The organism is Thermococcus sp. LS1 (genome assembly GCF_012027395.1).
Taxonomy (GTDB): Archaea; Methanobacteriota_B; Thermococci; order Thermococcales; family Thermococcaceae; genus Thermococcus.
The window spans coordinates 112,895-136,808 of record NZ_SNUJ01000003.1; the positions used below are offsets into that span (position 1 = coordinate 112,895).

Sequence of the window (23,914 nt, forward strand, 5' to 3'; positions counted from 1 at the left end):
TACAACTGTAAGCCATAAAGAACTCTCAGAAACCCAAAGAAACCCCCATCGATAATGGGGCTGGTGGTTGAATGAAAACGCTGATAGTTTCAGTGGGCAGGAGCAAAGAGAAAAGAACGATCTATGCCCTGGTGGTTATAAAATACGAAAACCTCGGGGAACTTAGGAGAAAATCTGGCTGGCTTAGACACATATCCGAGCTTAAAAAGCAGGAGAAAAGAAATTATGTCTCAAAGTTTCCTCAGAGGTTTGCGTCTATTAAATCTCTGTTGGACTACGTAGAGGTAACTCCTTATTTTGGCGACTTGCATGAGCAAATGGCCAAGTTTGAACGCGATGCAAGGGTTTTGATAATCGATGACGTCGTGCTATCAAAAAAGTTGTGAGAATATCAAAGCAGGAAAAACGTTTTCAGAGAGAGTATTGCCAAGAAAAGGTGGGAGTTCCGTCACGTTGTTCTTTTGACTGACAACATCGCATATATCAGCCGTGAGATTTACGAACAAACTCCTAACCTGAGGGCCCTTAAAAAAGCGCTCCGCAAAAAGGGGATATTATAAAAGGGCGATCATAAGCCCTTCTCACGGTGCGTCCCCGGCTTCATGAGGGTCTACCGGGGCCACCACTCAAAGGGCTTAGTCTTCATTATTCCCTCAACTTCAAAGTTTTTAATCTTTTCGTGAGAACTCCTGAATTTCAGTCGAGATTCTAATTTTATTACGGCAATAAATATATTAGCGGGGTGAGATTTCCAAAAATGAACTCATTCTAACTCCAGAACCGCCTCAAATACAGCCTCATCCTCCCCAGATCAACGGGTCTCATTGTTTCCCGCATCCAGTCTGGTAGGTCCTTCTTTATGCCCTTCCACAGCAGGCGGTAGTCGAGGACGATTATTGACCCCTTCTCCTCCGCCGAGCGGTGAACCCTTCCTGCCGCTTGGACGAGCTTTCTGTGGGCCGGCAGGTAATAACCGTAGTATCTACCTTTGCCCGGGAACTTCCTCTCGAAATACCTTATCTGGGCCTGAACCCTTGGCGTCGGCCTCGCGTAGGGGATACCAACTAAAATGACCCCGTTCATCTCGTCACCGCTGTAGTCCTGTCCTTCGCTGTTTCTCCCACCCATAACACCCAGCAGGACAGCTCCTTTACCTCTCGCGTGAGCTTTGAACTTGGCAACGAGCAAATCGTTCTCCTGAGATGTAGCGCCCTGTTTCTCTATGAATATTGCTTTCCCCGTCTCTTCGAGGCGAACCTCCAGGTTTGCCGAGAGCAACCCCTGCAGAACCTCATATGATGCGGTAAAGACACCGACGTTCTTTGGGATAAGCTTAACTGCTTCGACGATGTAGTCAACCATCCGCTTATAGACTTCCATCGAGCGCTCCTCACCACGCGTTGAAACATCCTTTGCAACCAAAACCTGAGCGTTTTCGCGCTTCACCATGCGTGGGAACTTCTTCAGCTTGGCGTTTTCGATGCCCATAACGTCGCGGAAGGCTTCGAGAGGTGTGAGCGTTCCCGACATGAATATTGCTGACTGGACGTTCTTTACGAAGCTCAGCGCCTTTGAAGGATCCAACGCCACGAGCTCAAGGCTGAGGCCTTTGTCCCTGCTCATCAGAAAGAGGTAATCTTCCCTGCCTATGAGCGAGAGCCAGAAGAGGAGGAACTCCCCAACGCGGCCGATGTAGGAGCGCGGTGGCTTGCCCTTCTCTATCCTGTCCTCCCTTATTGAGTCTCCAACCGCCACCATCTCGTTGAGGGTCTTGACTAAATAGCGGCCGTCGAGGTTAAGTATATCCATGACATGGGCGAAGACAAGCTCCGGCTGAATCGGTACCTCGTGAACGTCCCTTTCTCTCAGCTTCTCCTCATAGAGCATTTCAAGCCCCTTTCCGAAGATGCTCAGAAAGTTTGCTATCTCGTGCTCTCTGTACTCGTCGGCCTCCTTTATCGCCCTGTTGACGGTGTGGATGCTCAGCCTGTCGCTCAGGGCGGAAATAGCCTGGTCAGGAAGGTTGTGGGCCTCATCGAAGACGACGATTAGATCAGAATAATCGATGTCGAGTGAGCTGAGGAAGTTCTCCCTTATCGTTGGGCTGAGAAGGTAGAGGTAGCTCGCGACTATGACGTTGGCCTTTTCCGCTATTCTTCTCGTCAGGTCGTAAGGGCAGAGCTCCAGCGTTTGGGCGTAGTCGAGTATCTCCATCGGATGGCTTGGCTCCTGAAGGAAAAACTTGACCAGCTCATCGAACTCGGTCTTTTTCTTCTTCTCGTTCTCATAGAAGGGGCACTTGCCGAGCTTTTTCAGGTTTTTGCAGACGACCATGGCGTTGTAAGCGTCGGTTGTAAACTGGGTCAGATAGCTGTGAAGGCACAGATCCTTCCTGCTCCTTAGCTCAACGCCGGAAACGGGCGTTTTCCTGTTTATCGCCTTCAGCTCCTCTATAACGCGGTCCATTTGTCTGTGGGTTCTCGCCAGATAAAGAACCTTGTAGCCCATTTCGATGGCGTACGGCAGAATTCCAGCTAAAACGCTTACAGTCTTTCCAAAGCCCGTTGGGGCCTCGATTATAGCGTTTTCACCGTTTTTAACGGCCTCGTCAACGAGCTCTATGAACTCTCGCTGGTGGGGTCTGAGGCTCTCGTAGGGGAAGTATTCGCTCATGGGAAAGAGTTTTAACGGCTCGCTTTTAACTTTTCCCCAGGTGGGAGGAATGGAAGAAAGGGACAAGAGGCTCATTGAATACACCATAGAGGCGTTGATCGTAGCCTGGCTGAGCTATCTGTTCTTCTACCAGAACTACCTGCTCTACAACTGGCACCGTGGGCTACCTCTCCCCTCGAAGTGGCCCTTCCTCCTGGTGGGCATTGGCATGGGTGCACTCTTCTTCTGGTATGAATGGAGGAAGTTTGAAAATGAGCTTTCCGAGGGGAGCGTTTCCACGGAAGGAACTTCTGGAACCCCAACTATCACCAACGAGATGCCAGAAGACAGCTCTCAGGAACTCCTGAACGAGAATCCCATGAATGATGAATGAGGTTCTCTGAGATCGTTTACTGTCCGTGCTCCTCAATTTTAACCATATATCTTCCGGCCAGCTCCATTCCAGTAAAATCGTCCTCTGACACGTCCAGAATGTTCTTTCCGACCTCTATTATAGAGCTTCCCGACGCCGTCTCGTACTCTACCTTTTCAATGACTCCTCTGAGAACTTCCGCGACAAACCTACTATCCCCTGCCTCCCCAATCATTCTGAATGACCTCCTCCCTGTTTTTAGCATCACGTAGCGGAGCAAATGGGCAAGCAGTGGGGCTCTAAACTCCTTGAGGATGAACTCCCGCGCAGAACCGAAGACGAGCGGGGCAATGATGTGGTGGCTCTCCGCCATTCTGGCGAGGGTCTTACCGGAGCCCTCGGCGATTAGCCTGAGCTTCTTTCCGAGCAACTTCTCGCCAGGAATGTCGGCAGAAGCTCTAGCCAGCAGATTCCCATCGTCTGCCATGAATGACAGGATTAAAAGACCCTTCCGACCTTTTATTACGTAGGTAACGTGGGGTTCGTTGAAGGCCAGCTCAAGGGCTCCCTCGAACTCGAACTTCCAGAGGAAGCTCTTAATGGAGAGTTTCGCAATAAGCCTTTCTTCTGCCTTAGTAACCTCTGCACGGTATGGAAACGTTGGGAAGAGCTCCTCAGGATTCACCGCGACGCTTATTAGAGCTTCCCATCCTCCTGAGAAGGGCACCCTTGCCGTCTTTGACTCCATGCCGAGCACCCTTGTACATTGTCCCTCTAAGAGATGCTCTGACCGGTTTTTAAAGTTGGCGTTAGAATGTGAAGAAGAAAACGGAAGAAACGGTCAGATCTCGAGCTCGGTGATGTGCTCGAGAACCTTGACCATAAGCTTAACTCCCGCATCAACGTCGCGTCCGTCCACAACTTCCGTGTTGGAGTGGATGTATCTCGCCGGAACGCTTATCGCTCCCGTCGGGACGCCAGCCTTGTTGAGGTGTATAGCTCCGGCGTCGGTTCCTCCACCGAGGAGGATGTCCCACTGGTAGGGTATCTCGTACTTCTTGGCGAGCTCCTCCATCCACCTGACGATGGTCGGGTGGCAGATGACTGAGCGGTCCATGATCTTTATGGCAGTTCCCTTGCCGAGCTGGGTAACCTGCTTGTGCTCCGGTGTTCCAGGAACGTCAGCGGCAATGGTGACGTCAATGGCGAAGCCGTAGTCAGGGTCAATGCCAAAGGCTGAAACCTTTGCACCGCGGAGGCCGACCTCCTCCTGGACGGTGGCCACGAAGTATATGTCCGCATCGGTCTCGCCGAGCTCCTGGGCGGCCTTGACAAGGGTGTAGACAGCAATCCTGTCGTCAAAGGCTATGCTGACGAGTCTGTGCTTGCCAAGTCTCTCAAGCCTTCCGTCCCAGGTGATTATGGTACCGATCTTAACTCCCATCTCCTCGGCTTCCTCTTTGCTCTCGGCGCCTATGTCGATGAAGACCTGCTCCCAGGTCGGGGCCTTGGTCCTCTCCTCGGGCTTCTGGATGTGCGGCGGAACTGAGCCACCGACGCCGTAGATAAACTCATCCTTTCCAATCCAGACCTTGAAGCGCTGGGCTATGAGCGTCCTCGGATCAACACCGCCAACCGGGGCAACGCGGAGGAATCCATTCTTCTCGATGTGGGTGACCATAAGGCCTATCTGATCCATGTGAGCCGCGAGCATGACCTTTGGCCCAGAGCCTTTCTTGTGGGCTATGACGTTTCCGAGCTTATCGACCTTTATCTCATCGACGTAGGGCTTGAAGGCCTCAATGACAACGTCCCTAACGCCCAAAAACTCATATCCAGAAACACCAGGAGCCTCAACAATCTTTTTGAGTAGCTCGTAGTCAACCATTCCCATCACCTCTTTCGTTAAGATTTCCATCTAAATGCTCGGGCGGGAGATATTTAAGGTTTTAGGTGTAGTAACAACCCATTGATAGTCATGTGCCCATTTAAGCGCTGTTAACAGATAAAAGAGTAGAAGTAGAGTGTGATTAACGGATAGTCTTTAAGGCAAGATCTAATACTGCATTTATGTAGCTGTTATAGTCCATCGCCTGTGTCGCTGCTGGGTTTATGAGGCTGTCCACAATAATTGGGGTTGCCAGTCCGACTATAATACAGATTACTGCCAATACCAAACAAACTAAGCTCATGCTGGCATGCTCTTTGATCTTTATATCCTTCCTTGGTTTGCCCAGCCAAATAATGTAGAACACCCTTACATAAGCTACCAGCGCAATTACAGAACTTATCACTAAGATTAACGCTAGACCAAGGTCCTTCTCCATTAAAGCATTGAAGAGTAGCAGCTTGCTGAAGAACACGTTTAATGGTGGAACACCTACGAGGCTTAATGTAGCTATTGCAAGGCTGAACGTCGCAACTGGCATCTTTTTACCCAAGCCAGCCAGATCATCCACGTTCCTTGAACCAATGGCGTGAATAAAAGCTCCTGCCGCTAGGAACAGCAGAGCTTTGGCAATGGCATGGTTGACCAGGTGGAACAACGCGGCCTGTAGTCCTAGTTGAGTGCCAAGTCCAACCGCCATGAATAGATAACCCATGTGCATTATTGTTGAATAAGCAATGAGTCTCTTAACGTCCTTCTGGACTGTCATCATTGCAGCGCCGAAAAGGGATGATACTGCACCAAGGACAACGACGATGTTACTCAATACGCCGACTATGCGGGCCAATTCTGGAATTAGTGTACCCCCGTAGACTGTGTAGAGGAATCTGATGAGTGAGTAGACGCCGACGTTGACGACTAGTCCTGAGAGTATGGCTGAGATTGGGCTTGGTGCTGCTGGGTGTGCTTCTGGGAGCCAGAAGTGGTTCGGGACTATGGCAGACTTAATCAAGAACGCCCAAGTAGCCAACGCCAAAGCAACACCTGAAGCTATCACAATATTGCTGACTGGTGAATTAGTAACCGGAAAGTTTAAACCGTGGACTTTTGCTGTCAAATCGGCAAGATTCACCGTGCCAAAGGCACCATAAATTATTCCAAGCGCGAGGAAGTACATTGTGGTTCCTACGGCACCTATTAGGGCGTATTTGAGGCCAGCGTACACTGAATCGCCTCTATCGCGATAGAACATCACCAGGGCATAGGCTGCAATACTCGTAACTTCTATCATGACGAAAAGATTGAATGCATCCCCGGTCAACAGGACTCCCAATAGTCCGGCCTCCAGGCCCAGATAGAGCGTATAATACCACTCCAGACCATTTTCGTGTTCTAGGTATCTATACGAGTAAATTGAGATCAGGAACATAAGTCCAGCGGTCACCAAGGCAATTAAGGCGCTTAGCTTGTCGACTTCGTAGATTACACCAACTGGTGCACTCCATCCTCCGAAAGTGTAGACTAATGGCCTGTCCGAGGCGTAGGTTTTCTGGAAGAGTTTGAAAGTGCTAACTAAAGCCAAGCCAGTCCCTATTAGGACGTAAGCCTGGATTATCTTTCTGTTTCCTTTGATTATGATTGAGAATAAAGGTAGTGCGAATGCGAAGATTACAGGAATGACTGGAGTAATGCCGACAACGTCCATTTTCATCACCTCACTCGAATATCCTCTTCGCAAACTTTTCAAAGTCTGCAGAAATTTCTCCCTTAACCTGTTCAGGATCCTCCGTAGTTACGTTAATCCAGTTCACATACATGTACTTATCATCTAGATCTACAACTACTGTTCCTGGAGTGTTGGTAATTGAATTTGCGACTAGTGTCTTTGCATAGTCTGTTTTTACTCCAATTGGTACTTTGACAATCCCTGGCTCGTACTTTCCTGTAATCGTTCTCACCATAACGTCAACGTGGGACTTAGTCTCGGCCACGAGCATGTACCAAATGAAATATATCACAGTCCATAGCCATCTGGTAGGGTTCATGGCTTTTGTATCATTCTGGACTAAGTATCTCCCAATAAGCAATCCGACACTAATGGCTACGATTATCCCAGTAACTAAGTCAAATGGACTTGCAGACCCCGTAAATATGAGGTATGTGATGAATGTCAGCGTTGCAGTGGGGACCACACCTTTCATCGTTCACCACCCCCAAGTAGCTCCTGTTGAAGCTCTCTCGTGTCAACAGTCCCGTATAAACGGTAAATCTGGATTATTGCAAAGGCTAGGAGAACGTTAACGGCCATTCCAATAACCACCGCAGTAATCACTAGGGCCTGTGGTAGAGGGTCAACTGCTGTGCTGATGAACTGACTTAGTGTCTCCTTGCTTAAGTCGGGCAATATTGGCGGCATTACAGGATAAATTGAGCGATATCCAAGTAAAACAACAAGCAGGTTTGTAGTATCTCCCAAAATTGTTAGTGCGATGAGTTTTTTGACTAGGTTGGGCCTCCCCACGATACCATACAGGCCGATCATGATTGTCGCGATGAGTGATAGTATTATGATTGATAATATAAAGGGAACCGCACTACTCATCCACATCCCCCCGTAAAAAGCGCTTAAATATGCTTTCTGGGATTGCTAGTAGGAGGAATACTGCAGTGAAGCCTGCTCCAACTGCTAGAAATTCGAAGAAGTTGTAGTAAATCAGCGAACCGCCAATGAGCTGGCCGTTGATCTCTGCGGGAAATACTGGTTGGTTCTGCATGATGAAGCCTCCGCTAAGGAGTGGAACTAACGCCACTAACGCTATTCCCAGGAGTCCAATAGAACGCAGAATTAATGCCCTCGTCTTGTCCAAGCCATTTTCTTCTAGGGTATATTTTGAGTATGCTGCTATTATAAGGAGCGGAGCGACCGCGAGAGCAGAGCCGCCCTGAAAGCCACCACCCGGTGTCAAGTGACCGTGCAAGGCAATAGATGCCGAAACCGCAAGGATCATGACGACAATAATTTTCGTAACTGATTTGACTACTATGGTAAGACCTCCTGTGAATTCCTCTGTCTTCTGCTTTGCTGCCTTTTCCTGTCTTTTATTTAGCCTAAAGAGAGTTAGGCTTCCAATAATCGCAAGGAAGAATACCGCAGTCTCAAAGAGTGTATCAACACCACGATAGTCCCACAAGATTGAGGTGACGACCTCTGGACTTTTAGCCGAGTAGTCCCCGAAATAACTATTCTGGAGGTAAAACTCACCTAGAGGTCTTACATCAGTTTGCTGGGGGAGTTTTGGAGCAATATAATAAGCCAATCCCAATATTGCCACAAGTATGATTACAAGTGGGATTAGCTTTTTCATTTACACCACCTCGTATCTCCCTGTTTTACTCACAACGAAAACCAGGAGTGCTGAATATATTCCAACCGCTATAGCAACGTAGGCCAGGACAATGTCTGGTGCCATTAGGATGTAAAATGCGATTGCATAGGCAATTGCCTGGACTGCCGAAAAGCCAATGGCTCTAAGCAGGTCTTTTTCAATAATTGCCAAGTATGAGAATATTAATCCGATGATTGTTGTAATTGCCAGCATTAGTAAGTGCACTTCAATCATGCTTCTTCACCTCTGTTAAGTGGTCGCACTTGGGGTTCCATTGGACGAGCTTAGCTTTGTGAGCGGCGTACGCTAAGACATGGGCACCGGCAGGCGCTGCCAGAAGCACTATTATCCCTGTGACGAAACTAGCTCCTGCTATAGCATACTTGTGGGGAAGGAAATTGCTACCCAATGCTAAAAACCCGACACCGAATAACGGCACTACTGCACCCCCAATAGTTCCAACTGTTGCAGCGTGTAGCCTGATGTAGAAGTTGGGGAAGCGGAGTAGGCCTATGGCTCCAAACAGGTCGCAGATGCCGCCGATAGCTATCATGATGGCTCCGAGGTAGAACAGCACCTCACTCATGCTCCCACCTCTCTACTCACGAGGTATTTGGCTATGTAGATGTCCAGAAGATAAGCCCACAATGCTAGAGTTATAGCACCACTAATCAGAAAGACGCTTTTGAAGTAGACTGCCAGAATGGCCATGAATGCTGCGATATCGAAGCTCATGCAGTCTATTGCTAGTATTATGTCAGGTATTGTTGGACCTCTGAAAGCTCTAATTGCATAAATCACAAATGCAAGCAGGTAAAGCGGAATAATGAACTTCATGAAGATAATGAATGTGCCCTCAAGGCTCATCCTCAACCCCCCTGATGACAATTCCCGGCATAAAGTGCCTCGTCTTTTCTGCTTCACTTATGAGCTCGGCGATCATCAGCTTCTCATTTGCCACAGATTCCTCCGGCTCGATATAGACAGTCTTCTTCTGTTTTGACTCTAGCATCCCACTAGCAACAGCCACACCGTAGATTATGGCCTCTGGCTTTGGGGGACAGCCAGGTATAAAAACCGTCGCGGGAGGCTCCATGTTGTATTCTTCTTTTAGAATCCTGTAGAGCTCTTTAACACCACCTATTACGGAGTAAGTATCATACCATATGCCCCCTCCACAGGCGCACGCCCCTATGGCCAGAACCACTTTTGGCTCCGGAACCGCTTTCAGAGCGTCAATAACCTTTGGCAGACACTCCCTCGTAATTGGTCCGGTAAATGCTATGGCGTCTGCATGTCTGGGAGAGCCAACGAGCTTTATCCCGAGTCTTTCAACATCGTTTCGTGGTGCAAAGATATTTAGGATCTCTATATCACAGCCGTTACATGAGCCGGAGTTGAGATGAAAAACCCATAGACTATTTTTTACCATGGATCTCACCCCCACACCCTCCACTCAGACGTTTTTTTCGCTCTACACTCAGGGCACAGAAGGAGATTCTTTCTTTCCCAAGGGTGTATTTTTTCGAGAGAAGCTATCAGATGCCTATATGTGTCGAAGGACTTTCCGCACTCACTGCAGCGGGCCATCTGTAGTTCCACAATCTGGTGCAGTTCGTCATGATCTGGTGTAGCAAGTTCGAATTGTGTGGTTAGCTTTATCGCACCCACGGGACATACGTCTTGGCAACGACCACAGAATATACATCTCCCAAGGAAAAGATGGACGACTCTGATGCCCCTAGCCTCGTCTGTGAAAACTCTAATTGCTTGGGGAGGGCAGGCGTTAGCGCAGGCACCGCAACCTATGCATGTTTCCTCGTTGATAACTGGTTTTCCTCTGTAATCATCTGGAACGTCAATCGGAGCGAAAGGATATTTTTCTGTGACACTACCTATGGAAATGGCCTTGCCCAGTAGTTTCAGCCTCCCCATTTCAGACCCTCCTCACGCCCTCCTTAAGCGGCCCCCTCCACAGAATCTTCCCGCTTTCAGAATCAATTATTGAAACGTGGTCTGTACAGGAGAAGCATGGATCTATGCTGGCTATTATTAGGGGAGCATCTGCAACGTCATTCCCTCTGAGCATTATAGGAACTGCCGGGAGGTTGTTATAGGTTGCAGCTCTTGGATGCCAGCGGTAAATCATGTTCTCTCCCCATGTTATCACGGCGTGGATGTTCTCCCCACGTGGAGCTTCAGTGACTCCGATACCGAGTTTGAATGGAGGAATCTCATATTCGTCATTTATCAGTTCTCCTGGCGGCATATTTTCCAGGGCCTGTCTTATCATATTGAAGCTCTCAAAAATTTCTTCGTATCTTACGAGGAACCTTGCAAAAACGTCCCCTTCTTTGTAAACCGGGACTTTGAAGTCCAAGTCCTTGTAAGCCGCGTAGGGATGGTCTCGCCTTATATCAGTGTCAATCCCGGAGCTCCTGGCCATGGGACCGACCACACCTATCTCTCTGGCCTCTTTCTTCGGTAGAACTCCGACACCCTCCATCCTTTCTCTGAGCTCCTTCATCTCAGCGATGTTATCAAGTACTTCCCTGCTCTCTTTTTCAACCATGTCCAGAAGTTTCAGCGTTTTTTCCTTTTTATCCTCCGTGATGTCTCTTCTTACTCCTCCGACAATATTTATTCCGTAGGTCTTTCTGTTGCCGGTTATGAGCTCTGCTATGTCCATTATGTATTCTCTGGCCCTCCAGATGTGCATGAAACCGCTGTCAAAGCCGAGAAGATGGCATACAACCCCGAACCAAAGGAGGTGGCTGTGAATTCTCTCTACCTCAAGCATTATTGTCCTTATGTACTGTGCTCTCTCCGGAACGTAGATGCCAGCAGCATCCTCAACTGCCTGACAGTATGCGGCGGAATGGGTGCAACCACAGATTCCACATATCCTCTCCGCGAGGAATGGGATTTGGTTTATTGTCATTCGTGATTCAGCAAGCTTCTCCATTCCCCTGTGGATGTGAAATCCCCTGTATTCCGCATCTACGACTTTGTCTCCTTTAACATAGAGCTCAAAATACTCTGGTTCGTGAAGGGAGGGATGATATGGTCCTAGGGGTATCTCCATGACGTCTTTTTTGTGCTCCCTTTCTTTTTCTATGGGTTTTGACGGTGGAAGCTTTTTGTTGTAAGGAAAGTCTTTTCTCAGGGGATGGACTCCTTCTGGCCAATCGTCCGGTAGAATAAGCCTTTCGGGCTTTGGATGTCCACTGAAAACTATGCCGAGCATGTCCATGGCTTCTCTCTCTGACCATTCAGCACCCTTGATAACAGGGGTTATTGACGGTATCTCAGGGCTCCCTTCGGGGGATGTTATCTTGAGAACCACATATCTTCCCTCTGTATCGCAGTTGAATATGTGGTACATTGCAAACCTCCCGTTTATGGGCCGTTCGTCTACTCCCATGCCACTAGAGTAGTAATAACCCCTCTCGAATAACGCCCTTGCAATCTCCCGTATATTGCTGGCGCCGACCTCGGCGACTGTCATCTTATCATTGTGCTCCAGTATTTTACATCCTTTGAGGATATCAAATACCATAATTTACCACCCCACCACTCCCAAAATCCAACTTAGGATTCCAACTATTGCAAAACGCTTGAGGAATCTGGCGGCGTCTTTAGTCCTGAATCTTCCATAGTGGGCTTCAATTGACGCGTAAACAACTGATATGATGACTAGTCCAATGACGTAGACTAGTACTCTCACTGTGCCATCTTGGGGCAGGAAGAAGTTCAGGAGTATCGTGGTGAGAAGTAGCCGTTTCACGTAGATTGAGAGCTTTAACATTCCCAGGCCTTTCCCGCTGAACTCTATAAAGGGACCTTCGACTATCTCTGGTTCGGCTTCAGCGACGTCAAATGGGATTCTGGCTCCCGCGACGTATGCCATAACTGCGAATGCCAGAGCACCTGTTATGGTAGATACTTTTAGTTGGAGGGGGAAAAGTCGCGAGAACGAGAGACCCCCACTGGATGCTGCGAGTGCGGCCACTATAAAAGCCAAGGAGAATTCCTCTGCCATTATGATTGAAACTTCTCTGTGGGACCCTATTTGGGCATATGCACTTCCAGTTGAGAACGCTCCGAGGGCTATGGCGACGGCTGAGAGCGTTGAGAGGTATATGAAGGCGATTATATCCCCCCATGTGTCTAAAGAGCCAGGAAGTAGTGATGGGATGAACAAGGACGCCGCCAATACAGATACAAGCGCTATTGCTGGTGCTGGTTCGAACAGCCACCTTACGGACTCCCTAGGCCTGACGTTTGGCCTTCTGAAGAGCTTTAATAAATCAAGCCACGTCTGGATTAACGGCGGCCCTTGTCTTGACTGAAGTCTTGCTTTGACTTTCCTCTCGATTCCGTCTAATAACGGAGCAAAGAGTACTATGAAGATTAGATTGAGGGCAGCATAAACTGCATTCATAACAGAACACCCCCGAGTATTGTAAGGAGTATAAGGAGCATTAGCCAAGCTCCAGTCATCATCTTGTCCAAGTCGAAGGATGCTTCCTCAAAGCTGGACAAGACGGCTTTTGTGGCGTCCCATAGTCTTTTCGTGGTACATACACACCATTCTCCCCAGCTATAAACATCCTCGAATTCTTCCTCAAAGGAGGCATAGTATGAGCTCGCTGGAAGCCTCATGGCCAGGGACTTTCTCGTGCCAGTTGTCCACACTGGAAGACTGATTTTGTATGGGAAAATGGCTAGTAACACTGCGGTCAGAGCTCCGGAGAATACCAGGAGAGCCAGAGGAGCTATGTTTCCAATACCGTCGGACACTATGAGACCGGGAAAGACCGTGATTGATGGAGTGGTCACGCCTACTGAGTCAACCGCTTTTGAGATTGCTTCCAGTGGCAATGCTGGATAAACACCAAAAATTACACAAAGAACTGCAAGAATCAACTGGGACGCCCACATTGATACTGGGACTTCTTTGACCGTTATCTCCTTGGCAGGCGGTCTTACAAAGATGGAAGTGAAGTACTTAACGAAAGATGCGGTTGTTACAGCGCTTATGAATAGTGCTAGGGCCCCAAACAGGGAAACGAGAGTCGGAGTCGGAAGTGTTGAAACGTATATCATCCACTTGCTAACAAAGCCGTTGAATGGTGGCATCCCAGCTATGGAAAGAGAACCTATCAGTGCGGCAAATGCCGTTATCGGCATAAATCTAGCTAGTCCTCCCAAGTGGTCCAAATCCCTGCTTCCAGTTCTATAAAGGATCGAGCCTGCTGTTAGGAAGAGCAGTCCCTTGAAGAATGCATGGTTGAGAGCGTGGAATAGGGATGCCATAAGGGCAAGAGCTCCGAATGTGGTGTACCCCTTGGAGAGGAGATATATCCCTGCCCCAAGGGCAAAGACAACGTAACCTATCTGGCCGACACTATGGTAGGACAGTAGGCGCTTTGAGTCTGTTTGCTTTAGTGCGTACATCGTGCCAAAAAACAGGGTTAATGTTCCGAACAGTGCTATGAGTAGACCAATATTAGGGGTTAGTGGGGTGAAACTCAGGAAAAAGCGGAACATCATATACACTGGCATTTTTTCCATGGCCCCACTGAGCAATGACGAGACGTTACTTGGTGCCTCCACGTATGCGTCTGGAAGCCATACGTGGAACGGCACAAGGGCGGCCTTGACACCAAGTCCGATCATGAATCCAGCACTTACAAGATACATCTCCAGAGGATGAGAGCGGAAATAGTTTACGAGCTGGGACGAGAGGATATCGTAATCACCTCCGCCAGAGATTGTTATGAGTACTAATACTATGGCTATCAGCATAAAGTCTGCTGCGGCTTTAGTCATGCAGAAGTACTTGAGGGTCGCAATGAGAGTCTTCTCGTTCCTTTCAAACGCTACCAGGAACTGGGAGAAGAGAGTCATCAGTTCCCAAAACACAACAAACCACAGGAGATTCCATGAGACGAGAACAAGGAACATGAAGAGCAGGAAGAGGGGATAGTTGAAGGCATATAGTCTCTTGTCTCCTTTATACATGTCTAAGTATGCAATACCATAAACCGATGTACAGAAGCCCAGAATTCCGAGTATTATCATGAAAAAGCCTGACAGGGGGTCGACTTTGAGTGTTAGAGTTGAGAACGCATTGATAATGGAATCCGATTTCAGATGTAACAGAGTGATGTTTAATTCAACGCTCTCTTTGAGACCCATAATCCCAGCATAGGCTATTGTCAATGAGCCGAGAGCGGAGAGGGCATTTACTAACTTCGTTAAAATTGCGCTCCTCGAAAAGACCCCAATGAAAGATGCAACTGACAGAATAATGACAATAAAAAGAAAAATTACCTCCATAGAATCACCCCCTGAGTTTAAACCTCATGATGTGCCTCAGAAAATCAATGCTGTCCAGTTCATAGTCTTCGAGTAGCATCTCCCTACCGAGAATGTCTCTTATCACTGGCTTTCCTTCCTTAAAATACAAAAACGCCACGTCCTCCATTATGATTTCTTCCTTTCCATTTTCCACAACAACGGCTTTTGACTCACACATTCATACCACCTTTGAGCGTTTTTTCATGCTCAGAAGTTTATTTGCAAGAGATTCAACATCACGGTAAATCCTAGAATCCATTGGTATGGAATCGACACCCAGACCTTCATTGTCAGCTTTAATTACGGACGTGTCAAAATGCACCAGGTGATAGGGAACTAGATAGTCAGAGAAAACACGTGAGTAAAGCTTAGCGGCTTCCATGGAATCGTGTACTTTGTTAATTATGAGCATTAAGTTCGAAATGTTGAGTTCCTCACCCATTTTGAGAAGTTTCTTGGCTATGGTGAGCGATTTAAGTGTTGGTTCCGCAACACAAAGCATAACATCGAATTTTTCCGCTAGACCTCTACCGAACACCTCTGCACCGGCTTCACTATCAACTATTACAATGTCCTTTTCTCTTAGAAGGACATGATTCAGGAATGCTTTGGCGAGTGCTATCGACGGGCACAGACAACCTTCCTTTGGCTGCTCTGTACTCCCGACCACGACGAGACTTAGATTTGGTTTTATCCTTATTCCGTACATGTCCACTAAGTCGTCAACTTTCGGTGTGAGGGAGAACAGTACCCCCCAACCGGAACCAGGTTTTGCTCCCGTTCTCTCTTGGGCAAGCTCCTCGTTCCGCGAGAGTGGAACGATATCTAATGCCTCATCATATGGGACACCAAGGCTTTGAGCAAGGTTTGGAACGGAGTCTGTATCAAGGGTCAGTACATTGTAGCCTTTGTCGGCGATTATATGGGCGAGTAATGCTGTTGTTGTTGTCTTGCCAACCCCTCCTTTTCCAGCTACTAGTATTTTCATTGTTGGCACCTCCGGCAATGTTTGTACGTTTAATGTACAAAATTCAAAGTTAAAATAATAGAAACTATCAGACGGGCCATCCAAGTTTCTTCCTCTTCTCAATTATCACGTTGTATATTGTTTCTGCTGCTTTCACTGGATCTGTCTCAACGTAGAACTTTCCTCCAAGGAGATCCTCGATGTCATCTGTGAGGAGTTTGGTAACCTTCTGGCTTCCAAGGACTGGTGGGATAACTCCCAAGTGTGTGAAGACGCCGCTTGCAACGAAGTAGGTTCCTATTGCCACTGCCTTCTCACTCATCCATTCTGGAGCAGAGCCAGCAACTGGCAAGTCTGAAATGTCAACATTCAGAGCATTGGCGAGGGCACTCAAGACCAGCAGGATTCTTGAACAGTCAACACAGCTTCCCATGTGCAGGCATGGTGGAATTCCAAGCGCTTCGCATACTGCCTTCAGCCCTGGACCGGCCATTTCAGCTGCTTCGGGGGTCAGTAATCCATGCATTGCTGCAGCAATTCCCCAGCAACCAGTTCCAACAACCAGGATGTCCCTCTTGATGAGCTCCTTGGCCAAGGTGACGTGACCGTAGTTCTGCTTGACCCTTGGATTGTTACATCCAACGATTCCGACGATTCCCTTTATTGTTCCGTCCTTGAGGGCTTTTATGAGGGGCTCCAATGTTCCACCAAGGGCTTCAAGTATTGCCTCAACGCTAAATCCAGCAACCAATTCCATCTTGTGCTCTGGAATGTAGACCTTTGCCGGAACTCTGTTCTTATAGTTCTCAATTGCAATCTTGATGATCTCTTTGGCGATCTCGTCCGCTTTCTCCGGGTCAAATTCGACGTGTATTGCTCCCGGAATGCGAGCCTTTGGCTCAGTAGTTATTATCTTAGTGTGGTAACACGAAGCGACATCAACTAATGAGGGCATTAGGCACTGGTAGTCGACTATCACGGCCTCAACTGCACCAGTTATAATCGCCAGCTCTTGCATCAGGAAGTTTCCAGCGACCTGGACTCCCATTCTTGAGAGAACTTCGTTTCCGGTACAGCACATTCCAGCAACGTTAATTCCCTTTGCTCCGTACTGCTCTGCCAGCTTCTGCATCTCTTCACTCTGGGCAACCTCTGCTATTTTCATAGAGAGAATCGGGTTGTGGCCGTGAACAATTATGTTAACCATGTCTTCCTTCAAGACTCCCAGGTTCGCCAGCGACTTTATCGGCTTCGGTGTTCCGAAGAGAATGTCGCTCAGATAGGTGGCCATCATTGAGCCGCACCAGCCATCTGCCAAGGCAGTCCTCACACCATGCAGTAGAAGGCTTGCAGGGTCTGCATCACAGCCTATGTGGGTTCTGTGCATGCTCAAACAGATTTCTCTATCGATTGCTCTTGGTAAGACTCCTAGCTTCTCCCAGATCTTAATCCTCTTCTTTGGTGCTGTTGCTGCAAGTAATCTTACTGGCTCCTCATCTTGTTTTCCGAACTCCATCTCAAGAATGTGGGCGACTTCCAATGCAATTTCATTTTCACTCTTGCCCTCTGTTTCGACACCCAGAATCTTAGCCAGCTCTTTGAGCTTTTCAACATCTGTTAGTTTGTAATCCCTGAACTTCCCCTCGGCAACACCCTTGAACACATGAACCACATCTCTTGAATGATCACTGTGACCAGCAGCACCAGCGGCTATCATTCTTACAATGTTCCTTGCCACTATTGTGTCTGCATCTGCACCACAAACTCCCTTAGTTGGGCCAACTCCAAACGGATCGATTCTACATGGCCCCATTGTACAGTTCTTACAGCAGACACCTAGGAGACCAAACCCACACTGAGGCTGCTGCTCCAAAAATCTGTGCCAGGCAGTCTTGACTCTATCGTCCTCGGCTTTCTCAATAAGCTTTCCAACACCCGGAGTTATGGAGACTTGCTTTGAGGGAACCTTCTTTCCGGCCATTTTCACCACCTCAATACCACACCACATTTGAATAGGCAAGATACAGATCCATAGGTCTAACAAGATCCTCTTTCTTCTTTGACTCGGAGACGGGCTTCATGTAGACCATTCCCTGCGATTTCAGCCCAGATATGAGACTCTCTGCCTTCTCCTTTCTAACCTCTTCCAGTATTTCGCCGAGAGTCCCGAACTTCAGGGCTCTAGTTGGACAGGCCTCAACACATGCTGGCTCTTTGCCTTCTCTGACCCTATCCACACAACTGTCGCACTTTATCACAGCCTTGTATTCGGGCTCGAACTTGGGATGGCCAAATGGACAGGCCATCACACACATGAGACAGCCTATGCACTTGTTGGCGTTAAGGACAACAAAGCCTTCTTTGGTTCTGGAGATAGCTCCTGTCGGGCAGGCCTCCATACAGGGAGCGTCCTCACAGTGCTGGCATCTCATTGGAACATTAAAGAAGTCGGCGACAACAACTTGGAGTCGGGGTTTTGGGGTTGGTTTTTCAAAAATTGCACCGAAGAGGTTTTTGCTCATTGAATGTTCAACTGCACAGGCAATTTCGCAGGCCCTGCACCCCGTGCATTTCTCTGGATTTATGTAAATTGTAAGCTTCTCCATGTTGGAACCGGAAAAAGTTGGCATTGTTGATCACCTCGTATAATGTAAACAAAAAGATTTTAAGATGGAATCGTGTTCGGCGATCCGTATAAAAACGCAAGAAATTATTCGATTTACCGTATTAGGACCTTTCATTTAGAGACAGTAAAACTCTCTCTCGGATCCGTTGGTATTCTTTCAGGAGATCCAAGGCAACTCCAGTAAGTACAGTTATTCCTTTTTTTCGACCTCCCTTAACGGAGACAATCAATCTTCTCCCGAGTTTTTCCTCAATATCCCTGATCCTTTCCCAGTATGTTGATGGGGAAACCCCCATAATCTTACATGCCGCCCTAAATGATCTGGTCTGAGAAATAAGTTCAAGGAGTTCCATAATATCTCCAGGAATTTTTATGCCTGATGGCGTAACAAAGGATATTTCAACTTTTGGTACAAAATTCGGATTCTTATTGTCGGGACATGGGGAAAAGAATATCTTCCGAAGCACTTCTCTAGTCATCTCTCGGTAGCTTACTGAAAAATTTGAGTTTGGACACTTTGATATAATGCCATATGGATTAACATAAAGATGCCTGCATGGATCCATAGGGGACATAAGCAGAGTAATGGGATAATCATTTAGGAACACTTTCATAGCAGAATAAAGATATTTCCTTCCATAATGCAGGCCAAGTTCGACATCTTTTCTAGCGCTTATTGATTCAATGAACATATCTCCGGATGGAGGGCTGAAAAGGGATGGTCCAACGGTTATTCTTAATCCTCGCTTCATGCATTCCCCGATTTTCCTAAGGATTTCCCCTGGATCCGAGCTCGAGTTAAACACCAAATAAGCCTCAATGTGATCAATACCTCTTGATTCAAGGGCTCTAATGAGAGTATCCCCTCTTTTAATATCTATCGTGGGAGGGACAATTATAGAAACCATGTCCATATCGGCAAGTACATCTACTCTGAGGTTGGAAAGACTGGCAGTTAAGGGTATAAAAACGGTCACCCTTTTTGATATGTCTCTCAGCTCATCGTAGATAATCCTTATTTTTGGATGAAGAAATGGGTTAGGGCACATCAATATTCCTTCATCGAATTTGAACCCATCTAAAAGAGAGGCTATTCTAGGGAGAACATCCCCAGGGAGCATTACTCCACTTAACCTCTCTCTCCAAATGCAGTTTGCACAGGTTGCATCACACCTTCCTGATGATTGTACAACTATAACTCCCATAACCATCACTCAAATACTACCTCAAAGCCACAGAAAGAGTAGCCAAGTCCCTGACAGTATATCTCTCTTGTAATGTTTCTGCCTACTAGCTCTTCTATGATACCTTGGATCAGGCCTGCTTCAAAATCGCATAAAGTTCTCCCTATAGGGACAGCATGGTAACAACTCATACACTCATAGATATTTAGCTTTATCCTATTAAAAGACTCTTCCAAGATATCAAGAAGCCCTATCTTCTGATTTAAGAACACTTTAGGTAGGTCATCTAGACTTTTGACTTCCCCACTTTCTACAAGTCTTTTAGCGAGCTTTAATCCCGCACCCCTCAAAATGAGACTTCTTAGAGATGGACTATATTCCATCATACCATAAGAAATCATCCTGAAAGTTCTTACGTATTCTGGATCCTCTGGAAAAAGCTTTGCAAAAAAAGGTCTTCTAACTTGGAAGTAATTCTGTGGCGTCAGCTCATTTCTCTGAAGTTGAGAGGGCTTTTCTTTAACCTCAGACCTGTAAATATTTCGCCATTGTTTGATTAGATCGATGTACTCAATTTCCATCTCTAACACCTATGAAAGAGTATGCATACATCAATTTAAAAGTTTTGAAAACCAAAATATAAATATGGCCAGAATACTCCTCAGGCTTAATGTTGTACCATGTACATTCATCAAAAGGCTCAACCGCTTCGTGGCACTGGTCGAGGTTGACGGGGAAAAGAGAAAAGCCCTAGTTACAAACACCGGCCGCTTGGAAGAGTTCATGATTCCTGGGAGGAAGGCCTTCTGCGTTCCCAAGAGTGGGGGAAAGACAGACTTTGTTCTGGTTGCCTTTGAAGACCTTCACGGGAAGGGTGCGGTTATAGACACGAGGACTCAGGCCAAAGCCTTTGAGAAGGCGGTGGAGCTTGGCTTGGTTCCATGGCTTAAAGACTGCAGGATAAAGAAGAAGGAGGTAACCGTTGGGAAGTCCCGCTTGGATTACCTCTTTGAGTGTCCAGGCGGAGAGATTTACGCTGAGATGAAGAGCGCGGTTCTGAGAGGTGGGAAGAGGGGAGAATATGCTATGTATCCGGACTGTCCTACCCTGAGGGGGCAGAAGCACATAAAAGAGCTGATAGAGCTCCAAAAGGCCGGGAGGAAGGCAATGATTTTCTTCATTGGCGCGATGCCGGGTGTTGAGAAGTTCAGGCCATATGAGAAGGGCGACCCTAGGATAGCACGCCTTCTGAGTGAAGCCAAGAACGCCGGCGTTGAAATCCACGCGCTGAGCATTTCACTTCTTCCAGACGGCAGGGTGATCCTCGAAAGGCCGAGCCTTGAGGTTGAGCTGAGGGAGGATTTTTAAAGACCCCACCCTATTTTCAAAGGGGTAACGACCCCGCGAGGTGATGGGAATGGCCATAGTCGATGTTAGAATTTTGGTTGAAGGTGCGAGCGACGTTGAAGTGGTAAGTAAAGCTCTTCAAGGTCTGGCTTTGGGAAGTGAGTACAACATAACGATTTCCGCCATAATCCCGACGACCAACGTTGAGATTGCAAAGAGCGCCGCAGCTGGGGCCGACCTGCTTATCATAGCCACTGACGCCGACCGCGTTGGAAGGGACCTTGCCGAGAGGCTTTTCAATGAGCTGAGCGAGATGGTCGGCCACGTCGAGAGGATGAAGCTCCCCCTCGGCCACGATCTCGAGCACGTAGATGTCGAGCTCGTCAGGAAGGAACTCAAGAACACCCTCGTCAGGGCTGGTTTGAAGAGCCTGCAGATACTCCCTGAGTACATGGCTCTGAGGAACCAGCTCCTTGATCTCAAAGGCCGCTACGATGGTCTTGCCGAGGAGTACCGGAGGCTCCGCGAGGAGCACGAAAAGATCACTAGCGCCTGCGAGGAACTCAAGGCTGAGAACGACAGACTGAGGGAGGAGAACGAAGGGCTTAAAGCTCTTCTCGAGAACACCAAGAACATCTACCGCATCGAGGAGGCCTGGAAGTCCCTCTTCCCGGCCGAGCCGGTTCCGGATGAGGCATACATAGGCAATGCCGTTGAGAAGCTCGGACTGGCGGGTAAAGTCATAGTCGGCCAGGGCTACATCTTCGCCGAGGACAAGGGACTCGTCGATGAGCTCCTCAAGACGGTCTACCTCAGCCTTATCATAAGGGAGGAACCTCCAAAGCCACCGGAGCCGCCGAAGAAGGAGCCGCCAAAACCGCCTGAACCCCCCAAAGAGCCGGAAGTTGTCGCTGACGCAGAAATAAAGCCCGACGACATCGAAGGCCTCCTGAAGGGGCTGTGAAATGGAAGCCCTCAACGAGATAATTGAGGAGTACGAGACCTACCTTGATCTGGAGGGCAAGAGCCCGAACACCATTAGGATGTACTCCTACTACGTGAGGCGCTATCTGGAATGGGGCGGGGAGCTTAAAGCCCGCTCCGCCCTTCGTTTTCTTGCAAAGCTCAGGCGCGAAGGCTACTCCAACAAAAGCCTGAACCTCGTAGTCCAGGCCCTGCGCTCCTACTTCCGCTTCGAGGGCTATGACGAAGAGGCTGAAAAGCTCAAGCCGCCAAAGGTGCCCAAGAGCCTCCCCAAGAGCCTGACGAGGGAGGAGGTCAGGAAACTTCTCTCCGTTATCCCGCCGACGAGGAAGCGCGACAGACTCATTTTTCTCCTCCTCTACGGCGCAGGTCTTCGCGTCAGCGAGCTATGCAACTTGAAAAAGTCCGACGTCGACTTCGAACGCTCCCTTATAATCGTTCGCGGCGGAAAGGGTGCCAAGGATCGCGTTGTACCGATTCCTGCCTTTCTGCTGGAGGAGATTGAGGCCTACCTTGAAACAAGAGATGACGACAGCGAGTACCTTATTGTGGAAGACAGGCGGGAGAGGAAGGATAAGCTCTCTCCGAAGACTGTCTGGTACCTCCTTAAAAAATACGGCGACAGGGCTAGAATTCGGGTTACACCCCATATGCTCCGCCACAGCTTTGCCACCCACATGCTCGAAAACGGCGTTGATATAAGGGCTATTCAGGAACTGCTCGGCCACTCAAACCTGTCAACGACCCAGATTTACACGAAAGTTACAGTGGAGCACCTCAGAAAGGCACAGGAAAAGGCGAGGCTGATAGAGGGGCTGATGGAGGGTCAGGTAGGGCCATAGGCTTAGAAGTTCAAAAGAAATTTCCAGAGCGGCACGACTTTGATCCTGAATCCGTCTCTGTTGATCGTGTCTTCTTCTTCCAGGGTTACTATGGTGAGGTTTCTGCACCGGAAAGTTTTTCCTGCCTTTACTATAGCGTTCACTTCTCTTTCAAAGCTTTCCGAGAGAGTCTGTGTTACCTGAATCAGCTCAGTAACTCTCCCCGATTTGGTTACGAGGAAATCAACTTCTTTCTCTCCAGAGCCACCATAGTAGTAAACGTTAAGCAGAGGGTTCTGGTAGTGCTTTCTTCTTAAGAGTTCCAAAAAAACCACGTTTTCCATGTCCCTTGCAGTATCCTTTCTCGAGAAGAGGGCCAGTCCAGTGTCCACAAGGTAGACTTTTTTCGGAGCCCTTTGGGACTCTTTTTCGGAGCGGGTATATCTAGGCAGGAAGAAGACAAAGAAAGAATCTTCAAGCGCTTTTAGATACTCAAAAACCGTAGTCTTGGAGACACCAAACTCGGATCTCAAGAACCTGTGAATCGAGCTGTAGGAGGTGTACTTGGAGTAGCTCGCGAGGAGGAGCTTGACAATGCTTTCCACAAGGGCAACATTCCTTATGCCGTGCCGCTCGATAATGTCTTTGGTTATCATAACGGACAGATACTCCTCGAGGATTCTCACCCTATCATCGAGGAGTGCGACCTCAGGGAAGGCACCAAATCGAAGGTACTCAAGGAGGAGTTTTTTGACCTTGTGAATCTTTCTCCCGTAGAGGTCGGACTTACTGAACTTTACTCCTTTGAACTCCAGAAATTCCCTAAATGACAGGGGGAGCAGGATGTAGGAAACCGCTCGGCCCCGAAGCTGGGTAGCCACCTCTCTTGACAGGAGCTTGGAGGACGAACCGGTAACAGATACCTTGAACCCTTCGTCAAGGAGGTATCTAACACCTATTTCCCAGTCCAGAACGTTCTGAATCTCGTCTAAGAGAAAGAAGATTTCGCTCTTAATGTTTTCTGGATAGAGGTCAAAGTACGAATCAACGATCTGTGGGAAATCTCTTCCAGTTATGCCAAAGAGAAGGGGGTTTTCGAAGTTGAGATAAACATACCTTTCTCGATCCGCTCCAATAATGGAGTAGAGGAGATACGTCTTTCCAGAGCGCCTTGGCCCAATTATTGCACTCGCTTTGCCGGGATACAACCGCGGTTTTAGCTCCCTTCCTTTCACCTCGGGCAGTTCTCTCTCGTGGAATAGCCTGATATAGCGCTTGACGTCTTCCGAATTCATGGTATGGTATACTGTACCAAATCTT

The 23,914-nt window shown here is 48.1% G+C and carries 27 protein-coding genes; 5 read left to right on the forward strand and 22 right to left on the reverse strand.

Features of this window, described 5'->3' with window-relative positions; genetic code table 11:
- The first annotated feature begins 71 nt into the window (after positions 1-71).
- Positions 72-386: a hypothetical protein gene (locus E3E26_RS08540; RefSeq protein ID WP_167900911.1), complete on the forward strand. Its 315-nt coding sequence runs from the start codon at positions 72-74 to the stop codon at positions 384-386.
- A 382-nt stretch (positions 387-768) separates the two neighbouring features.
- On the opposite strand, the gene E3E26_RS08545 is transcribed toward E3E26_RS08540, so the two are convergent.
- Positions 769-2,673, reverse strand: coding sequence for a helicase C-terminal domain-containing protein (locus E3E26_RS08545; RefSeq protein WP_167900912.1), 1,905 nt, complete (start codon positions 2,671-2,673; stop codon positions 769-771).
- Positions 2,674-2,722: 49 nt separating this feature from the next.
- Between E3E26_RS08545 and E3E26_RS11090 the strand changes: the two genes are divergently transcribed.
- Positions 2,723-3,046 (forward strand): hypothetical protein, encoded by a 324-nt coding sequence (locus E3E26_RS11090; RefSeq protein ID WP_240911707.1) that lies wholly within the window; start codon positions 2,723-2,725, stop codon positions 3,044-3,046.
- Between the two features lie 16 nt (positions 3,047-3,062).
- Here the strand turns inward: E3E26_RS11090 and E3E26_RS08555 are convergent, their stop codons facing one another.
- The 20 genes from E3E26_RS08555 to E3E26_RS08650 all read right to left on the reverse strand — a co-directional run bounded on the left by E3E26_RS08555 (position 3,063) and on the right by E3E26_RS08650 (position 20,023).
- The gene (locus E3E26_RS08555; RefSeq protein ID WP_167900913.1) at positions 3,063-3,773 is read right to left on the reverse strand and encodes a hypothetical protein; all 711 of its coding nucleotides are present in this window, start codon (positions 3,771-3,773) and stop codon (positions 3,063-3,065) included.
- A gap of 93 nt (positions 3,774-3,866) precedes the next feature.
- Positions 3,867-4,913, reverse strand: coding sequence for a M42 family metallopeptidase (locus tag E3E26_RS08560; protein WP_167901033.1), 1,047 nt, complete (start codon positions 4,911-4,913; stop codon positions 3,867-3,869).
- A 142-nt stretch (positions 4,914-5,055) separates the two neighbouring features.
- Entirely contained in the window at positions 5,056-6,618 is a 1,563-nt protein-coding gene (locus E3E26_RS08565) for a proton-conducting transporter membrane subunit (protein ID WP_167901034.1), read from the reverse strand.
- Between the two features lie 10 nt (positions 6,619-6,628).
- Entirely contained in the window at positions 6,629-7,114 is a 486-nt protein-coding gene (locus E3E26_RS08570) for a Na+/H+ antiporter subunit E (RefSeq protein WP_167712199.1), read from the reverse strand.
- Positions 7,111-7,515: a Na+/H+ antiporter subunit C gene (locus tag E3E26_RS08575; protein ID WP_012571989.1), complete on the reverse strand. Its 405-nt coding sequence runs from the start codon at positions 7,513-7,515 to the stop codon at positions 7,111-7,113. The genes E3E26_RS08570 and E3E26_RS08575 overlap by 4 nt, the downstream gene beginning before the upstream one ends.
- A complete protein-coding gene (locus E3E26_RS08580) occupies positions 7,508-8,278 on the reverse strand; it encodes an MnhB domain-containing protein (protein ID WP_167900914.1) in 771 nt (256 codons plus the stop codon). The genes E3E26_RS08575 and E3E26_RS08580 overlap by 8 nt, the downstream gene beginning before the upstream one ends.
- On the reverse strand, positions 8,279-8,533 hold the full coding sequence (locus tag E3E26_RS08585; RefSeq protein ID WP_012571987.1) for a hydrogenase subunit MbhD domain-containing protein: 255 nt from the start codon (positions 8,531-8,533) through the stop codon (positions 8,279-8,281).
- Positions 8,526-8,885 carry a monovalent cation/H(+) antiporter subunit G gene (mnhG, locus tag E3E26_RS08590; protein ID WP_167900915.1) on the reverse strand — a complete coding sequence of 120 codons (360 nt, stop codon included), beginning with the start codon at positions 8,883-8,885 and terminating at the stop codon, positions 8,526-8,528. The genes E3E26_RS08585 and mnhG overlap by 8 nt, the downstream gene beginning before the upstream one ends.
- The gene (locus E3E26_RS08595) at positions 8,882-9,166 is read right to left on the reverse strand and encodes a monovalent cation/H+ antiporter complex subunit F (RefSeq protein WP_167900916.1); all 285 of its coding nucleotides are present in this window, start codon (positions 9,164-9,166) and stop codon (positions 8,882-8,884) included. Before E3E26_RS08595 ends, mnhG begins: the two co-directional genes overlap by 4 nt.
- Complete coding sequence (locus tag E3E26_RS08600) at positions 9,156-9,731, reverse strand: NADH-quinone oxidoreductase subunit B family protein (protein ID WP_167901035.1); 576 nt, start codon at positions 9,729-9,731, stop codon at positions 9,156-9,158. The genes E3E26_RS08595 and E3E26_RS08600 overlap by 11 nt, the downstream gene beginning before the upstream one ends.
- A gap of 5 nt (positions 9,732-9,736) precedes the next feature.
- Positions 9,737-10,234: a 4Fe-4S dicluster domain-containing protein gene (locus E3E26_RS08605; RefSeq protein ID WP_167900917.1), complete on the reverse strand. Its 498-nt coding sequence runs from the start codon at positions 10,232-10,234 to the stop codon at positions 9,737-9,739.
- Between the two features lies 1 nt (position 10,235).
- On the reverse strand, positions 10,236-11,858 hold the full coding sequence (locus E3E26_RS08610) for an NADH-quinone oxidoreductase subunit C (RefSeq protein WP_167900918.1): 1,623 nt from the start codon (positions 11,856-11,858) through the stop codon (positions 10,236-10,238).
- Positions 11,859-11,861: 3 nt separating this feature from the next.
- Complete coding sequence (locus tag E3E26_RS08615) at positions 11,862-12,743, reverse strand: respiratory chain complex I subunit 1 family protein (RefSeq protein ID WP_167729768.1); 882 nt, start codon at positions 12,741-12,743, stop codon at positions 11,862-11,864.
- The gene (locus E3E26_RS08620; protein WP_167900919.1) at positions 12,740-14,644 is read right to left on the reverse strand and encodes a proton-conducting transporter membrane subunit; all 1,905 of its coding nucleotides are present in this window, start codon (positions 14,642-14,644) and stop codon (positions 12,740-12,742) included. Before E3E26_RS08620 ends, E3E26_RS08615 begins: the two co-directional genes overlap by 4 nt.
- A 4-nt stretch (positions 14,645-14,648) precedes the next feature.
- Complete coding sequence (locus E3E26_RS08625; protein ID WP_167900920.1) at positions 14,649-14,843, reverse strand: CooT family nickel-binding protein; 195 nt, start codon at positions 14,841-14,843, stop codon at positions 14,649-14,651.
- A complete protein-coding gene (locus E3E26_RS08630) occupies positions 14,844-15,653 on the reverse strand; it encodes a P-loop NTPase (protein ID WP_167900921.1) in 810 nt (269 codons plus the stop codon). It lies immediately after the preceding gene.
- A 67-nt stretch (positions 15,654-15,720) separates the two neighbouring features.
- Complete coding sequence (gene cooS / locus E3E26_RS08635) at positions 15,721-17,613, reverse strand: anaerobic carbon-monoxide dehydrogenase catalytic subunit (RefSeq protein ID WP_167900922.1); 1,893 nt, start codon at positions 17,611-17,613, stop codon at positions 15,721-15,723.
- A 10-nt stretch (positions 17,614-17,623) separates the two neighbouring features.
- Positions 17,624-18,262: a 4Fe-4S dicluster domain-containing protein gene (locus E3E26_RS08640; protein WP_167900923.1), complete on the reverse strand. Its 639-nt coding sequence runs from the start codon at positions 18,260-18,262 to the stop codon at positions 17,624-17,626.
- A 97-nt stretch (positions 18,263-18,359) separates the two neighbouring features.
- Positions 18,360-19,469 carry a winged helix-turn-helix domain-containing protein gene (locus E3E26_RS08645; protein WP_240911698.1) on the reverse strand — a complete coding sequence of 370 codons (1,110 nt, stop codon included), beginning with the start codon at positions 19,467-19,469 and terminating at the stop codon, positions 18,360-18,362.
- Positions 19,469-20,023, reverse strand: coding sequence for a V4R domain-containing protein (locus E3E26_RS08650; protein ID WP_240911708.1), 555 nt, complete (start codon positions 20,021-20,023; stop codon positions 19,469-19,471). The genes E3E26_RS08645 and E3E26_RS08650 overlap by 1 nt, the downstream gene beginning before the upstream one ends.
- A gap of 64 nt (positions 20,024-20,087) precedes the next feature.
- Between E3E26_RS08650 and sfsA the strand changes: the two genes are divergently transcribed.
- Genes sfsA through xerA form a run of 3 tightly spaced genes read left to right on the forward strand, consistent with a single transcriptional unit; the run spans position 20,088 to position 22,615 of the window.
- Positions 20,088-20,810 (forward strand): DNA/RNA nuclease SfsA, encoded by a 723-nt coding sequence (sfsA, locus tag E3E26_RS08655; RefSeq protein ID WP_167900925.1) that lies wholly within the window; start codon positions 20,088-20,090, stop codon positions 20,808-20,810.
- Positions 20,811-20,859: 49 nt separating this feature from the next.
- Complete coding sequence (locus E3E26_RS08660) at positions 20,860-21,753, forward strand: toprim domain-containing protein (RefSeq protein WP_167901037.1); 894 nt, start codon at positions 20,860-20,862, stop codon at positions 21,751-21,753.
- A 1-nt stretch (position 21,754) separates the two neighbouring features.
- Complete coding sequence (gene xerA, locus E3E26_RS08665; protein ID WP_167900926.1) at positions 21,755-22,615, forward strand: site-specific tyrosine recombinase/integron integrase; 861 nt, start codon at positions 21,755-21,757, stop codon at positions 22,613-22,615.
- Between the two features lie 2 nt (positions 22,616-22,617).
- Here xerA and E3E26_RS08670 read toward each other — a convergent pair whose 3' ends face one another.
- A complete protein-coding gene (locus tag E3E26_RS08670; protein ID WP_370520106.1) occupies positions 22,618-23,829 on the reverse strand; it encodes an ATP-binding protein in 1,212 nt (403 codons plus the stop codon).
- Between the last annotated feature and the right edge of the window lie 85 nt (positions 23,830-23,914).

Bases quoted from the DNA above. Each gene is read 5' to 3' on its own strand.
- E3E26_RS08650 (WP_240911708.1), bottom strand. From the start codon at position 20,023: ATGGAAATTGAGTACATCGATCTAATCAAACAATGGCGAAATATTTAC.
- mnhG (WP_167900915.1), bottom strand. From the start codon at position 8,885: ATGAGTGAGGTGCTGTTCTACCTCGGAGCCATCATGATAGCTATCGGC.
- E3E26_RS08600 (WP_167901035.1), bottom strand. From the start codon at position 9,731: ATGGTAAAAAATAGTCTATGGGTTTTTCATCTCAACTCCGGCTCATGT.
- E3E26_RS08575 (WP_012571989.1), bottom strand. From the start codon at position 7,515: ATGAGTAGTGCGGTTCCCTTTATATTATCAATCATAATACTATCACTC.
- E3E26_RS08610 (WP_167900918.1), bottom strand. From the start codon at position 11,858: ATGGTATTTGATATCCTCAAAGGATGTAAAATACTGGAGCACAATGAT.
- cooS (WP_167900922.1), bottom strand. From the start codon at position 17,613: ATGGCCGGAAAGAAGGTTCCCTCAAAGCAAGTCTCCATAACTCCGGGT.
- E3E26_RS08580 (WP_167900914.1), bottom strand. From the start codon at position 8,278: ATGAAAAAGCTAATCCCACTTGTAATCATACTTGTGGCAATATTGGGA.
- E3E26_RS08595 (WP_167900916.1), bottom strand. From the start codon at position 9,166: ATGAGCCTTGAGGGCACATTCATTATCTTCATGAAGTTCATTATTCCG.
- E3E26_RS08620 (WP_167900919.1), bottom strand. From the start codon at position 14,644: ATGGAGGTAATTTTTCTTTTTATTGTCATTATTCTGTCAGTTGCATCT.
- E3E26_RS08645 (WP_240911698.1), bottom strand. From the start codon at position 19,469: ATGGTTATGGGAGTTATAGTTGTACAATCATCAGGAAGGTGTGATGCA.
- E3E26_RS08660 (WP_167901037.1), top strand. From the start codon at position 20,860: ATGGCCATAGTCGATGTTAGAATTTTGGTTGAAGGTGCGAGCGACGTT.
- E3E26_RS08560 (WP_167901033.1), bottom strand. From the start codon at position 4,913: ATGGTTGACTACGAGCTACTCAAAAAGATTGTTGAGGCTCCTGGTGTT.
- E3E26_RS08605 (WP_167900917.1), bottom strand. From the start codon at position 10,234: ATGGGGAGGCTGAAACTACTGGGCAAGGCCATTTCCATAGGTAGTGTC.
- E3E26_RS08625 (WP_167900920.1), bottom strand. From the start codon at position 14,843: ATGTGTGAGTCAAAAGCCGTTGTTGTGGAAAATGGAAAGGAAGAAATC.
- E3E26_RS08640 (WP_167900923.1), bottom strand. From the start codon at position 18,262: ATGCCAACTTTTTCCGGTTCCAACATGGAGAAGCTTACAATTTACATA.
- E3E26_RS08545 (WP_167900912.1), bottom strand. From the start codon at position 2,673: ATGAGCGAATACTTCCCCTACGAGAGCCTCAGACCCCACCAGCGAGAG.
- E3E26_RS08630 (WP_167900921.1), bottom strand. From the start codon at position 15,653: ATGAAAATACTAGTAGCTGGAAAAGGAGGGGTTGGCAAGACAACAACA.
- xerA (WP_167900926.1), top strand. From the start codon at position 21,755: ATGGAAGCCCTCAACGAGATAATTGAGGAGTACGAGACCTACCTTGAT.
- E3E26_RS08555 (WP_167900913.1), bottom strand. From the start codon at position 3,773: ATGGAGTCAAAGACGGCAAGGGTGCCCTTCTCAGGAGGATGGGAAGCT.
- E3E26_RS08615 (WP_167729768.1), bottom strand. From the start codon at position 12,743: ATGAATGCAGTTTATGCTGCCCTCAATCTAATCTTCATAGTACTCTTT.
- E3E26_RS08565 (WP_167901034.1), bottom strand. From the start codon at position 6,618: ATGGACGTTGTCGGCATTACTCCAGTCATTCCTGTAATCTTCGCATTC.
- E3E26_RS08540 (WP_167900911.1), top strand. From the start codon at position 72: ATGAAAACGCTGATAGTTTCAGTGGGCAGGAGCAAAGAGAAAAGAACG.
- sfsA (WP_167900925.1), top strand. From the start codon at position 20,088: ATGGCCAGAATACTCCTCAGGCTTAATGTTGTACCATGTACATTCATC.
- E3E26_RS08585 (WP_012571987.1), bottom strand. From the start codon at position 8,533: ATGATTGAAGTGCACTTACTAATGCTGGCAATTACAACAATCATCGGA.
- E3E26_RS11090 (WP_240911707.1), top strand. From the start codon at position 2,723: ATGGAAGAAAGGGACAAGAGGCTCATTGAATACACCATAGAGGCGTTG.
- E3E26_RS08570 (WP_167712199.1), bottom strand. From the start codon at position 7,114: ATGAAAGGTGTGGTCCCCACTGCAACGCTGACATTCATCACATACCTC.